Genomic DNA, 13068 nt, shown 5'->3' on the forward strand with positions numbered 1-13068 from the left:
CGGTTCGGAGAGTGCCCATGAAGCACCGGTTCGCGCATGCAGACACGAACTACCGCGCTCTCGCAGTCTTGCGACAGCCGCGGTCACGACACCCCGCCGCCCGTTATGAAGGTGGCGGATTTCCATACATTTTGCGCGTGACTGCCGCTGGATCCGATCCGGCCGCCCGCGCATGGAGAATATACGATGACAACGCGCATGCTAATCGATGCGCGCCACCAGGAAGAAACCCGGGTGGCGGTACTCAAGGGCAACCGGATTGAGGAATTCGATTTCGAGTCTGCCGATAAGAAGCAGATAAAGGGCAACATCTATCTCGCCAAAGTCACCCGCGTAGAGCCCAGCCTTCAGGCGGCCTTCGTAGACTTCGGCGGTAATCGCCACGGCTTCCTGGCCTTCAGCGAAATCCATCCCGATTATTACCAGATCCCGCGCGAGGACCGTGAGGCGTTGCTGGCCGCAGAGGCCGAGGCGGCCGAGGAAGAGGCCCGGCTCCGCGACGAGGAGGAAGAGCGCGGGGAGATGCCCGGCGACGAATACGACGCCGAGGATGAGAGCAGCGAAGCTCTGGCCGAGGATCTGGCCGAAGACGGGCTTGAAGAGGTCGATACCTCCGACAAGGATCACGTTTCCACCATCGAGGAAGGCCATTCCGACTCCGACGACGAGGACGATGCCTCGGACGAAGAGGGCGACGACCGGTCTTCCCGCCAGCGTCGCGGTCGCGGGCGGCGTCAGGGCCGCGGCGGTGGCCGTGCCCGCGCCAAGGAAGTGGACGAAGCCCGCGCCAAGCGCATGGCGCTGCGCCGCCGTTACAAGATCCAGGACGTCATCCAGCGCCGTCAGGTTCTGCTGGTGCAAGTCGTCAAGGAAGAGCGCGGCAACAAGGGTGCCGCCCTTACCACGTATCTCAGCCTTGCCGGGCGCTATACCGTGCTCATGCCGAATTCCAGCCACGGCGGGGGCATCAGCCGCAAGATCAGTTCGGCAAGCGACCGCAAGCGCCTGAAGGCCGTCGTCGACGATCTGACCCTGCCCAAGTCGATGGGACTGATCGTGCGCACCGCCGGGCTTCAGCGCACCAAGACCGAGATCAAGCGCGATTTCGACTATCTCGCCCGCCTGTGGGACGAAATTCGGGAAAAGACGCTGGGTTCGAGCGCGCCCAATCTGATCCATTCGGACAGCGACCTGATCAAGCGCGCGATTCGCGACATCTACAATCGCGACATTGAAGAGATCGTGGTGGAAGGTGAGGAAGGCTACAAGTCGGCCCGCGCCTTCATGAAGATGCTGATGCCCAGCCACGCGCGCCGGGTGAAGCCCTATTCCGATCCCGTGCCGCTGTTCCAGCGATACGGTGCGGAAGATCAGCTCCGCGCGATGTACGATCCCGTCGTGCAGCTCAAGAGCGGCGGCTATCTGGTGATCAACCCGACCGAAGCTCTGGTATCGATCGACATCAACTCGGGCCGTTCCACCAAGGAGCACGGCATCGAGCAGACCGCGCTCGCCACAAATCTGGAAGCCGCCAAGGAAATCGCGCGCCAGCTGCGCCTGCGGGACATGGCCGGGCTGGTGGTGATCGACTTCATCGACATGGAGCACCACTCCAATACCCGCAAGGTGGAGCGCGCCATGAAGGATGCGCTCAAGAACGACCGTGCGCGCATCCAGGTCGGCCGCATCTCCAGCTTCGGGCTGATGGAAATGAGCCGGCAGCGCCTGCGCACCGGCGTGCTTGAGGCAACCACGCGCGAATGCCCGCATTGCGATGGCACCGGCCTCGTCCGCACCGCATCCAGCGCCGGCCTCTCCGCGCTTCGGCTGATCGAAGAGGAAGCAGCCAAGGGCAAGGGCACGATCATCACCCTGTCGGCCAGCACGGAGGCCGCGGTCTATCTGCTCAACGCGAAGCGCGCGGAGCTGATGGAGATCGAGCAGCGCTATGGCGTCAACGTGGAAGTGGTGCCCGAAGGGGAAGAGGAAGGCGCCAAGATGGACGTCGGCAGTTCCGGCCCGCGTCCTGCCGCCGCCCCCAGGTTCGAGCCGATCGTCGATGACGAGGAGCCCGAAGAGGACTACGACAACGACGATTACGATGACGATGATGCAGACGATCAGTCCGACGACGATCGCGGTGACAATTCCGAAAACGGTCGGGGCGATGGGTCGGACCGCAAGAAGCGCCGCAGGCGTCGTGGTGGCCGAGGTCGCCGCAAGGAACGCGCCGACGAAGGTGGCGAGCATTCCGATTCGGAATCCGAAGACGATCAGCAGCAGGACTCCCCCGCTGCCGATAGCGACGAGGAGGACGGTCAGCCGCGCAAGAAGCGCCGCCGTCGGGGTGGACGCGGTCGCCGCGGGGGCCGCGATCGGAACGAGAACGGCGGTTCGGACACCCCGTCCGAGAAGGACGCCGAGGCGCTCGAACCGGTGGCCAAGCAGGTACAGGACGACATGGCGGTCGTAGCCGGGCCGGACGACTCCCCGCAAACCGCAGAGGCAGCCGCCGAAGAAGCGCCCAAGCCCAAGCGGACGCGCCGCAAGAAGGCGGACGCGGCCAAGGATGCGGAAAGCGAGGGCGCGAAGGCCGACACCGAAGCGGCACCGGCGGAAGAACCTGCCAAGCCGAAGCGGACCCGGCGCAAGAAGGCCGATGTGGAGACTGCCGAGCAGCCCGCCGAAGCGGAGGCGGAGGCCGAACCCAAGCCCAAGGCACGACGCAGCCGCAAGAAGGCCGAGCCGGCAGCCGATAAGGCGGGAGACGCCGCTGTCGAAGCGACACCTCCTGCTCCCGACGCAGAGCCTGCCACGACGAAGCCGCGCAGGACCAGGGCCGCAAAGGCCAGTGCGGAGGCGCCCAGCCCTGCACCATCCGAACCGGCCGCGACCGAAACCCCCGCGGAAGAGGCCAAGCCCCGCCGGGGATGGTGGCAACGCACCTTCGGCGAATAAACCGCCTCGGAAGTGACTGAGAAGACGCCCGTCCGCCCGGCCCATCACCGAGCAGGCGGGCGTTTTCGCAATCCCCCTGGCAGTCCGCGATCTACGGCGGGTCTACGCGAATTCCTGCGATTTCTGTTCGTGGACATGCGCGGCGCAAGCCCGCCTCCCATCCCCGAAGGCCATGTCGCTCCAACGCCGCCCGATCTTGCGGGCTTCGCTGAAAACGAACTCGCGTGGCTCGGCCACGCCTGTTTTGCAGTGAGGATGGGCGGCAAGCTGATCCTGACCGATCCCTATCTCACCAGGACGGCAGGGCCATTAGGACTCGGCCCCAAACGTTTCGTCCCCTCGCCCATAGCAGCGCAGGATCTCCCGCGGCTCGACCTCATCGTTATCAGCCACAACCATTACGACCACATCGATGCCAGGGCGTTGAAAGCCTATCGGTGGCGGGGTGAAACCCTGGTGGTCTGTCCGCTCGGTACCGGCAAGCTCCTGCGACGGATCGGGTTCGACACCGTCGTCGAGATGGATTGGTGGCAACGCCAGGACTTTGGCGACCTTGCCATCACTTTCCTGCCTGCGGTGCATTTCTCCGGACGCGGTCCGTTCGACCGCAACCGGTCGCTATGGGGCAGTTTCGCCTTCGCCTCTTCGACCAGAAAGCTGTGGTTCGGCGGCGATACCGCGGCCGGAGAGATCTTTCGCGAGATCGGATCGCGCGAGGGCCCGTTCGATGTCGCTCTGGGGGGAATAGGCGCCTACGAACCGCGCAGCATCATGCAGGCGAGCCACGCCAGCCCGGAAGAAGGCATCTCCATCGCCCGCGACCTGGGGGCGAGCAAGGCGGTGGGGATGCACTGGGGCACCGTGATGCTGACCCCGGAAGACCCCTTCGAAGCGCCGGTCCGGTTTCGGCGCGCTGCACTTGAGCAGCAGTTCGGCGAAAGCAATGCGGTGACCCTGCCAATCGGCGGCACTATGCGCTTCTGACGCCGCGCTACCTAGGCGCCGCGTTTTCTGGCGATGCCCCATTCCATCCAGCCCAGAGGGCGCGGTGTCTGCGTGAGATACATCTGGCCGAGCGGTTCCACTTCCAGCCCGGCGGCGCGAAGACTGCCTCCTACGGGCCGGGTGAGGTGGCACCCACCGGCCATGGGCTTCCAGATCGGTTCGATTCGCTTCTGCCATTTGTACACCGCGGGATCGGGCGCACGCCCATGCTCCAGAAACAGCAAACGCCCGCCGGGCTTCAAAATGCGGCTCAGTTCCGAGATCACGCGCGACGGATTATCGACCGAGCACAAGGTGTAGGTGCAAACCACCGTGTCGAAGGAACCATCAGCGAAAGGAATGTCCTCTCCGCTGGCTTGCCGCAGGTCATGCTCCCACCCGATTTCGGCAGCGCGTTTCCGAGCCGCGCGCAGCAGACCTTCATGCGGGTCGATCCCGGCAAACAGGGTCACCGCTTCGCGGTCGTAGAGTGGCTGGTTCAGACCGCCTCCGCAGCCCAATTCGAACACGCGCCCGGAAGCCAGGGGGACGATCTCTGCACGGCGATCGGCAATGGCGTCCTGGGAACAGGCGCAGGTGACGAGCCGGGGCATGACATGCCTGTCGTACCATCCCTTGATCATCGCGCCCGCCCCCTCTGATTCGCGAGGCTATCCGGCGCGCACGCGAAGGCAATCGAAATGTGCGTCAGGGGGGCACGATATCCCCCTTCCAGTCGAGCACGGCACCGCTCTTTTCAGGCTTTGCGCCGGCGATCACGCGCAGCAGGTGTTCGGCCGCCACGCGCGGTCCGGTCAATTGGCCATCGGGAAGATTACGCTGGAAGGGTTCGCTGAGCGGCGTGTCTACGGTGCCGGGATGCAGGCCGATCACCACGAGGCCGGGGTGCGTGCGCCGGGTCTCGATGGCGAAGTTGCGGATCAGCATGGCAAGCGCGGCCTTGCTGGCACGATAGCTGTGCCAGCCTCCCAGCCTATTGTCGCCGATGGAGCCGACGCGCGCTCCCAGAGCCGCGAATACGCCTTCGCCCTCGCGTGCGAACAGCGGGAGCATGTGCTTGGCGATCAGCGCCGGGCCGATGGTGTTAACGCGGAACGCCTCCGCCATCGCTTCGCCGTCGATGTGGCGAAGGCTGCGCTCCGGCCCGGTGCCGTCGGAAAGGGTCAGGACCCCTGTCGCCACGACGACCAGCGACGGAGGTTCGTCGCGAAGCCGATCGGCCACCGCTGCGATGCTGGTTTCGTCCGCCATGTCGCAGGTAAAGGAAAGATCGGCACACGCCAGTTCGGCGCCCCGTCGTGATACTGCGGCAACGCGCCAGCCTTCGCCAGACAGCGCTTCGCACAGCGCGTGCCCGATCCCGCCGGTGGCGCCGAACACCACCGCGCGCCGCCCCGATTGCCTATTTTCGTTCGCGTCCTGCAACTTTTGCGCTCCCCAGCCCACTTGCCCTCAACGCACGGGCCGTTAGATAGGCCTCAGATCAAGCGGATTGCGAGCGACCATGGCCACATTCACCCTCCCCAAGAACTCGAAGATCACCGGCAAGGGCACCACCTATCGTGCCGAGGGCGCGGGCCGCGTCAAGAGCTTCAAGATCTATCGCTACGATCCCGACAATGGGGAGAACCCGCGCTACGACACGTTCGAGATCGATCTCGACCAGTGTGGACCAATGGTTCTGGATGCGCTGTTCAAGATCAAGAACGAGGTGGATCCCACGCTGACGTTCCGCCGGTCCTGCCGCGAGGGGATTTGCGGATCGTGCTCGATGAACATGAATGGCAAGAACGGCCTCGCCTGCACCACCGCGATCGAGGATCTGCCGGGCGAAATCCGCATCACCCCGCTGCCGCATATGGATGTGATCAAGGATCTGGTCCCCGATTTCACCCATTTCTACGCGCAATATGCCAGCATCCGCCCCTGGCTTCAGACGGTGTCCACCACGCCCAGCGGCAAGGAACGCCTCCAGTCGCCCGAACAGCGCGAGAAGCTTGACGGGCTGTATGAGTGCATCCTGTGCGCGTGCTGCTCCACCGCCTGCCCCAGCTATTGGTGGAACAGCGACAAGTTCCTCGGCCCCGCCATCCTGCTTCAGGCTTATCGCTGGCTTGCCGACAGCCGCGACGAGATGACCGGCGAGCGGCTGGACCAGCTGGAGGATCCCTTCCGCCTCTATCGCTGCCACACCATCATGAACTGCGCCAACGTGTGCCCCAAGGGGCTCAATCCGGCGAAGGCAATCGCCGAAACCAAGAAGATGATGGCCGAACGCGCGATCTGACCCTTGGCGTTTCTGGACGAGATATTCGAACACGGTCCCGATCCGGAAAACCCCGGCTGGCGGCACTGGAACCTCAGGGATGACACGCTCTTCAACGGCGCTGTCATGGGCCGCATGATCACGCGCGTGGACGATGACGGGCGGGCACGGCTGCGCATGTTCCCCGAACGCTGCCACATGAACCTGCAAAGGATCATCCACGGTGCGGTGACGCTATCGCTGATCGACATCAGCCTGTTCACCACCATGCATACCACCGGCAGAGGTCATGCCGGCCCCGCGGTCACGCTGGAACTGTCCACGCAATTCGTCGGCAGCGGTCAGCTTGATCGCCCGCTCGACGCGGTGGGCGAGATCGTGCGCGAAACCGGAAGCATGGTGTTCGTGCGCGGAACGGTGGAACAGGACACGGGCATCGTGGCGAGCTTTTCCGGGATCATGAAGAAGATACGGACACCTTCCGCGGGATGACGGGCATGCTGGCCCGCTATGAGCGGCTGGTGGCGGCCGGCGAACTGCGCGCCGACCCGGACCAGCGCGCCGCGGCGCAGCGGCTCGACCGCTTGCAGAAGGAGCTTGAGGCCGAAAAGCCGGGCGGGCTGCTCTCGCAATTGTTCGCACGCAAGCATCGCCCGCGCGGACTTTACATGTGGGGCGGCGTGGGGCGCGGCAAGTCCATGCTGATGGACCTCTTCGTCCAGACGCTGGGGATCGCGGAAAAGCGGCGCACTCATTTCCATGAGTTCATGCTCGAAGTCGATCGGCTGATCCGTGCCGAGCGGGCCAAGGAAAGCGGCGATCCGATCGCCCCGGTCGCGGCCGCCATCGCCGATGATGTGCGCTGCCTCGCCTTCGACGAGATGGTCGTCAACAACACCGCCGATGCCGCGATCATGAGCCGACTGTTCACAGCGCTGATCCGCGACGAGGGGGTGACGGTGGTTACCACCAGCAATCGCCCTCCCCGCGATCTCTACAAGGACGGGCTCAACCGTTCGTTGTTTCTGCCGTTCATCGATCTGGTGGAGGCGGAACTGGACGTGCTCTCGCTCAACGGCCCCACCGATTACCGGCTGGATAGGCTGGGCGATCTCGACAGCTGGCACGTGCCGCTGGGCGATGCGGCGACGGAGCAGGTCCGCGAGGCGTTCTTCCGCCTCACCGATTACAAACCGGAGGACGCCGCCAATGTGCCTAGCGGTCAGCTCGATCTGGGCGGTGGGCGAGAGCTGCACGTTCCCAAGAGCCTGAAAGGGGTAGGCGTTTTCAGCTTCAAGCGGTTGTGCGGGGAAAATCGCGGTTCGGCGGATTACCTCGCCATCGCGCACGCCTTCCACACCGTGATTGTGGTCGGCATTCCGCGCATGGGGCCTGACAATCGCAACGAGGCGATCCGCTTCACCAAGCTGATCGACGCGCTTTACGAGAACAGCGTGAAACTGTTCGCCACCGCCGCCGCCGAGCCGGAAGAGCTTTATACCAAGGGCGATGGCGCCTTCGAGTTCGAACGTACCGCCAGCCGCCTACGCGAAATGCAAAGCGCCGACTACATGGCGCGGGGGCACGGGGTCACCTAGGCCAGCAGATCCTCGACGAAGAGGGAGACCAGCATCGGCTGGCTCGGTTGACAGACGCGCGCCCGACCCCAACTAGAGCGAATACCGGCGGCAACACCCCGCCGAGGCGAGACCATTCATGATCGATATCCGACCTTTTGCGAGCCTTGGGCACGCGGATCACGGCTGGCTCGACGCCCGCCACCACTTCAGCTTTTCCAGCTATCACGATCCCGACCGGATGGGCTGGGGCAACATCCGCGTCTGGAACGACGATACCATCGCGGCGCAGAGCGGCTTTCCCCCCCACCCCCACCGCGACATGGAGATCGTCACCTTCGTACGCACCGGGGCCATCACCCACCAGGATTCCCTCGGCAACAAGGGCCGCACCGCCGCGGGCGATGTCCAGGTGATGAGCGCGGGCACCGGGATCACGCATGCGGAATATAATGTGGAAGACGAGGCGACCACGCTGTTCCAGATCTGGATCCTGCCCGATCGCGGCGGCGAAGCGCCCGGCTGGGGTCAGCGCGAATTCCCGAAGGGCAGCCGCGAGGGCGGTTTCGAAGTGCTTGCGAGCGGCGATCCCGAAGGCGACGATGCCCTGCCGATCCGCACCGACGCCAAGGTCGCGGCCGCTACCCTGACCAAAGGGCAGAAGGCAGTCTGGACCACGGGCGAATCGCGCCACCAGTATCTGGTCGCGCCCACGGGCCGCATCACGGTCAACGGCGTGGAGGCGCAGCCTCGCGATGGCGTGGCCGTGACGGGCGAGACGGAGATCGTGGTCGAAGCGCTGGAGGACGCCGAGATCGTGTTGGTGGACGCGCGCTAGCTCTCGCTCTCTACGCCCTTCCCTCCCCTGCTTTCGAAGAAGCCGATCAGCTTGCCCAGCATGTGCCTGAGCGCCTTTTCCTGCTGATCGAGCCGCTGCTCGAGGGCCGCGACGCGGCGCTCGAGCGCGGCATTGCCCTGGGCAGCTCCGGGTTCGTCCCGTAGCGCGGCCATATCGCGCTGGAGCCCGGCGATGCTGCTGGCCTGTTCGGCAAAGGCGCTTTCGATCGCGGCGAAGTCAACCTCGGGCACCGCGCCATCCAGCGGCTGCGGGCGCACGCTGCGTTCGGCGGCGAGCGGGGGGACCGGCGGGGGCCCCGGAGTGCGCGCTGCCGGCGGCGGCATTCGCACCGGCTCCAAAGCTGTGTCGCCCATGGTTTCGGACTCGGCGAGCCGGTCTTCCGGCACGTCCACGATTCCGGCCAGCGAATCGCCGGTAAGATGCTCGCGACCCGCTTCGGCCGCCTCGTCCAGCAGCTTGGTCATCACCGCATTGATCGCCAGCGGCAACCCGCCGGTCGCTTGATGAACCAGCGCAGCCAGCCCCGTATCGATCTTGGGACTGGCGCTTCGCCCGGCGACGGTCAGCCGGTGGTATATGTACGGATCGACTTCCTCGGCCAGCAGGTTTTCCAGCCGCTGCTCGGCCACCACGCGCCCGCGCACGCCTTTCCATGCGCCGCCGCTGTCGAACTGCCCCGCCAGCGACGGTTCGCCAACCACCATGATCTGTAGCAGTCCGCGCTGGCCCCGCGTCAGCCCGGCAAGGAAGGCGAGATCGCCCGCCCCTTCCCCATCCAGATGATGCGCATCGTCGATCAGCAGCAGAGCTGCGCGCCCTTCGTCGCGTTCGCCGGTCAGGAAGGCGGGCAGCGCCTCGCGCGCGGCGGGAACGCTGCCGGGGTCTGGCAGGCCGAAAGCGAGCGCCACCTGTTCGATCAGCGAGCGATCCTCACCACCCGTCAGGGTCAGCATGGCGATGATCGCCTCGTCCCGCTCCACCTGGGCGAGCACATGCATAACAAGCTGGGTCTTCCCCACCCCGCGCCCCCCGGTGATGGCGATGATGCCGGCACCGCGATTGAGCCCGAAACCGATCGCGCTCATCGCCCGCCGGTGCGTCAGCGAGGAGAAATGGAACCGCGCATCGGGTTCGGGCTCGAACGCCCGCTCATCCAGCCCGAATGCCTCCTGATACATCGCCACGACCCTGTTCGCTCCCCGTTCGCCCGCTGATAAGCACTTCGACGCCGGATTAGACAAGCATTTCCGCCGCCGGCCCATGGCCCAGGAAGTTGCTGGGGCTGGCGCTGGCGCCATAGGCCCCGGCGCAGAAAACCGCCACTAGATCGCCCACATCGGCGCGCGGCAGCGCAGCGCGGTCCGCCAGCCGGTCGAGCGGAGTGCACAGGCACCCCACCACATTGGCGATTTGCGCGGGCGCCGCGCCAAATTGACTGGCGATGGCGAGCGGATAGTTCCGCCGCACCACGGTGCCAAAATTGCCGGAAGCGGCCAGCTGATGGTGCAGGCCGCCGTCGGTAATCAGGAACGTTTCCCCCCGGCTTTCCTTCCGATCGACGATACGCGTCAAATAGACGCCCGCCTCGCCCACCAGATAGCGGCCAAGCTCCACCGCCAACTCTGCCTCGGCGAGCATTTCGGGAAGCGCGGCGAAGCGATCGGCCAGCGCGGCGCCCACCGCGCCCACGTCCAGCGGCGTGTCGCCCGCGAAATAGGGGATGCCGAAGCCGCCGCCCAGGTTCAACGCAGGCAGGGCCACGCCGATCTCGCGCGCGATTGCATCGGCAAGGTCCAGCGTCGCGCCCTGGGCGGCGATCACCGCTTCGGCGTCCAGCGCCTGGCTGCCGGCAAAGATATGCAGTCCGCGCCATTCGCAGCCTGCCTGGATGATCCGCATGGCAAGAGGAGCGACACGGTCCGCGTCCACCCCGAATTGGCGAGCGCCGCCTCCCATCTTCATGCCCGACCCGCGCAGGTCGAAATCGGGATTGACTCGGATGGCGAGGCGCGGGGTCATGCCGATCCGCTCGGCGATGGCAAGCGCCCGCTCCGCCTCTCCCTCGCTCTCGAGGTTCAACGTCACACCTGCGCCAATGGCGGCTTCCAGCTCCTCGTCGCGCTTGCCCGGCCCGGCGAAGCTGACCTTCGCCGGGTCGCACCCGGCGGACAGCACCAGCGCCAGCTCTCCGGCAGAGGCGATGTCGAGACCGTCCGCCAGGCTCGCCATGGTCTCAAGAACCGGGCGGAAGCTATTGGCCTTGATGGCGTAATGCACCCTGATCCGATCCGGCAGTGCGGCGCGCAGATGCGCCATGCGGGCAGCGATCATCTCTCGGGAATAGACGAAAAGGGGGGTCTCGCCCGCCTCTGCGATCAGCGCGCTCACCGGCCGGCCGCCTATCGCCAGTTCCCCGTCGATAGCGTGATAGCCCGCGGGGATCGGGCCGAGAGGCTTCGGTTTGTCGCTCACGCTCCCAGCTCCCTTGCCAGTGCGGTGCGGTCGATCTTGCCGTTGGGATTGGTCGGCAGGCTCTCGAGCCAGTGGATCGTGCGCGGCTGCATGAAATTGGGGAGCGCCGCCGCCAGGGCCTTCTTCAACGCCGTATCATTTGCGCTATTGCCGCGCACCACCAGTTCCACCGCTTGGCCCAGCTTCTCGTCGCGCACGCCCAGCGCCACGGCCTCGACGGCTAGCCCGGTGGCGAGTGCGGCGTCTTCCACCTCCTGCGGACTGATGCGGTTGCCCGCACTCTTGATCATGGCGTCACGCCGCCCGACGAAGTGGAGCAACCCCTCTTCGTCGCGCACCACCCGGTCCCCCGACCATACCGCCGTGCCCCCGTAAATACTGGAGGTCGGCGCGGGGCGGAAACGCTCTGCGGTGCGCGCAGCGTCCTGCCAGTAACCCTGCGCCACCAGCGGCCCGGCATGGACCAGCTCGCCCTCCTCCCCCGGCGCGCATTCGCTGCCATCCTCGTGCACCACCATGATCTCGGCGAAGGCAATCGCCCTGCCCATCGAGGTGGGATGGCTTCCCACCAGTTCGGGATCGAGGAAGGTGGAACGGAACGCTTCGGTCAGGCCATACATCGGGAACAGTTTCGCATCCGGGAAGCAGGCCCGCAAGCGGTCCACCAGCCCTACCGTCAATGCGCCGCCACTGTTGGTTAGGCGCCGCATCGCGCGCGTGGCGTCAGCGGGCCATTCGGCCTCGACCAGCTGCCACCACAGCGGCGGCACGCCCGCCAGCGTGGTGACGCCGTGGCGTGCGCAAGCCTTGGTGACGTCACGCGCAAAGAGGTAATCGAGCGGCACCACGCAGCCCCCCCCATACCAGGTCGAAAACAGCTGGTTCTGACCGTAATCGAAGGCCAGCGGGAGCACGCCCAGCGTCACATCGTCCGCCGCCATGCCGAGGTAATGCGCCACGCTCGCCGCGCCGAGCGCCATGTTGGCATGGCTCAGCATCACCCCCTTGGGGCGACCGGTCGAGCCCGAGGTATAGAGGATAGCCGCCAGCGCATCGGGATCGCCACGAGACGGACCCAGTGGATCGTGCGCTCCCCAATCGCCGCCTTCCTCCAGAATTACGCAGCCCGCCGGGACATCGCCCGTCTCCAGCGTCTTGAGCCGGGACGCCGTACCCACCAGCAGGCTCGCCCCGCTATCGGCCAGGATATGCGCCACCTGGGCGCGTTTCAGCAGAGGGTTGATGGGGACATGGACGAGCCCGGCACGCGGCGCGGCGAGCGGTAGCAGGCAGGTGAGCCAGCCCTTGGCGGCCCAGCTCGCCACCCGTGCGCCGGGCTCGGGCACGGCGGCCTTCAACGCTCCCGCCAGCGCCGCGATCTCTCGCTCGAGGTCGGCAAAGGTCAGGGTGCGGTCCTTGAGAACCAGAGCGGGCGTATCGGGCGCACCACGCCCGGCCAAATGATCGATGGGAAACGGAGTGGGATCGGGGCCTTGCACGCGGCGCGCTATCACGCCGGTGCGGCCAAAGCGCAAGTCCGCCCACGGCTTGCACCCGTTTTGAAGCGCGGCTAAGCCCCGCTGCCTTCAGCATCAATCCGGATCGACACCCGCATGACGCCGCATAGCGCCACGACAACAGATGCCACCGGCCCCTCGCGTGCCGAAATCGACAGCACCCTGCGCGCGGTGCTGGTCGACGTTTTAGGGCTCGAAGAAAGCGAAGTGGCCGAATTTGATGCAGACACCGGCCTGTTCGGCCATCTCCCCGAACTCGACAGCATGGCTGTGGCGACGCTGCTCACCGAGATCGAGGACCAGCTCGACATCACTATCGAGGACGACGAGGTGGAGGGCGAGATGATGGAAAGCTACGGCGCGCTTCTCGCTTTCGTGGAAGCCAAGACGGTCGAGGCTTAAGGCCCCTACCGG

General features: G+C 65.8%; 12 protein-coding genes. 7 read left to right on the forward strand and 5 right to left on the reverse strand.

What is annotated here, in order from left to right:
* Positions 1-186 precede the first annotated feature (186 nt).
* Entirely contained in the window at positions 187-2958 is a 2772-nt protein-coding gene (locus ACFDTG_RS02210) for an Rne/Rng family ribonuclease (RefSeq protein ID WP_375289450.1), read from the forward strand.
* Between the two features lie 12 nt (positions 2959-2970).
* The gene (locus ACFDTG_RS02215; protein ID WP_375289451.1) at positions 2971-3942 is read left to right on the forward strand and encodes an MBL fold metallo-hydrolase; all 972 of its coding nucleotides are present in this window, start codon (positions 2971-2973) and stop codon (positions 3940-3942) included.
* 11 nt (positions 3943-3953) lie between these two features.
* Here the strand turns inward: ACFDTG_RS02215 and ACFDTG_RS02220 are convergent, their stop codons facing one another.
* Both ACFDTG_RS02220 and ACFDTG_RS02225 read right to left on the reverse strand, forming a co-directional pair.
* Positions 3954-4586, reverse strand: coding sequence for a class I SAM-dependent methyltransferase (locus ACFDTG_RS02220; RefSeq protein ID WP_375289452.1), 633 nt, complete (start codon positions 4584-4586; stop codon positions 3954-3956).
* Between the two features lie 64 nt (positions 4587-4650).
* Positions 4651-5388, reverse strand: a complete 738-nt coding sequence (locus ACFDTG_RS02225; protein ID WP_375289453.1) for an SDR family NAD(P)-dependent oxidoreductase — start codon at positions 5386-5388, stop codon at positions 4651-4653.
* Between the two features lie 79 nt (positions 5389-5467).
* Here ACFDTG_RS02225 and ACFDTG_RS02230 point away from each other — a divergent pair, with 79 nt between their 5' ends.
* The 4 genes from ACFDTG_RS02230 (at position 5468) to ACFDTG_RS02245 (ending at position 8644) form a co-directional block, all read left to right on the forward strand.
* Positions 5468-6250, forward strand: a complete 783-nt coding sequence (locus ACFDTG_RS02230; RefSeq protein WP_375289454.1) for a succinate dehydrogenase iron-sulfur subunit — start codon at positions 5468-5470, stop codon at positions 6248-6250.
* A 3-nt stretch (positions 6251-6253) separates the two neighbouring features.
* Positions 6254-6721, forward strand: coding sequence for a PaaI family thioesterase (locus tag ACFDTG_RS02235; RefSeq protein ID WP_375289455.1), 468 nt, complete (start codon positions 6254-6256; stop codon positions 6719-6721).
* The gene (gene zapE, locus ACFDTG_RS02240) at positions 6718-7827 is read left to right on the forward strand and encodes a cell division protein ZapE (RefSeq protein WP_375289456.1); all 1110 of its coding nucleotides are present in this window, start codon (positions 6718-6720) and stop codon (positions 7825-7827) included. Before ACFDTG_RS02235 ends, zapE begins: the two co-directional genes overlap by 4 nt.
* A 118-nt stretch (positions 7828-7945) precedes the next feature.
* Positions 7946-8644: a pirin family protein gene (locus tag ACFDTG_RS02245; protein WP_375289457.1), complete on the forward strand. Its 699-nt coding sequence runs from the start codon at positions 7946-7948 to the stop codon at positions 8642-8644.
* On the opposite strand, the gene ACFDTG_RS02250 is transcribed toward ACFDTG_RS02245, so the two are convergent.
* From ACFDTG_RS02250 to ACFDTG_RS02260, 3 genes are read right to left on the reverse strand one after another with little or no spacing between them, the layout of a single operon-like run.
* The gene (locus ACFDTG_RS02250; RefSeq protein ID WP_375289521.1) at positions 8641-9843 is read right to left on the reverse strand and encodes an AAA family ATPase; all 1203 of its coding nucleotides are present in this window, start codon (positions 9841-9843) and stop codon (positions 8641-8643) included. The two genes, ACFDTG_RS02245 and ACFDTG_RS02250, sit on opposite strands and share 4 nt — an antisense overlap.
* Before the next feature lie 55 nt (positions 9844-9898).
* Positions 9899-11137: a pyridoxal-dependent decarboxylase, exosortase A system-associated gene (locus ACFDTG_RS02255; RefSeq protein WP_375289458.1), complete on the reverse strand. Its 1239-nt coding sequence runs from the start codon at positions 11135-11137 to the stop codon at positions 9899-9901.
* Positions 11134-12636 carry an AMP-binding protein gene (locus ACFDTG_RS02260; RefSeq protein WP_375289459.1) on the reverse strand — a complete coding sequence of 501 codons (1503 nt, stop codon included), beginning with the start codon at positions 12634-12636 and terminating at the stop codon, positions 11134-11136. The genes ACFDTG_RS02255 and ACFDTG_RS02260 overlap by 4 nt, the downstream gene beginning before the upstream one ends.
* A gap of 114 nt (positions 12637-12750) precedes the next feature.
* Here ACFDTG_RS02260 and ACFDTG_RS02265 point away from each other — a divergent pair, with 114 nt between their 5' ends.
* Entirely contained in the window at positions 12751-13056 is a 306-nt protein-coding gene (locus ACFDTG_RS02265; RefSeq protein WP_375289460.1) for an acyl carrier protein, read from the forward strand.
* The last annotated feature ends 12 nt before the right edge of the window (positions 13057-13068 follow it).

Origin of the sequence: Qipengyuania sp. (assembly GCF_042095715.1) — a bacterium.
Lineage (GTDB): Bacteria > Pseudomonadota > Alphaproteobacteria > Sphingomonadales > Sphingomonadaceae > Qipengyuania.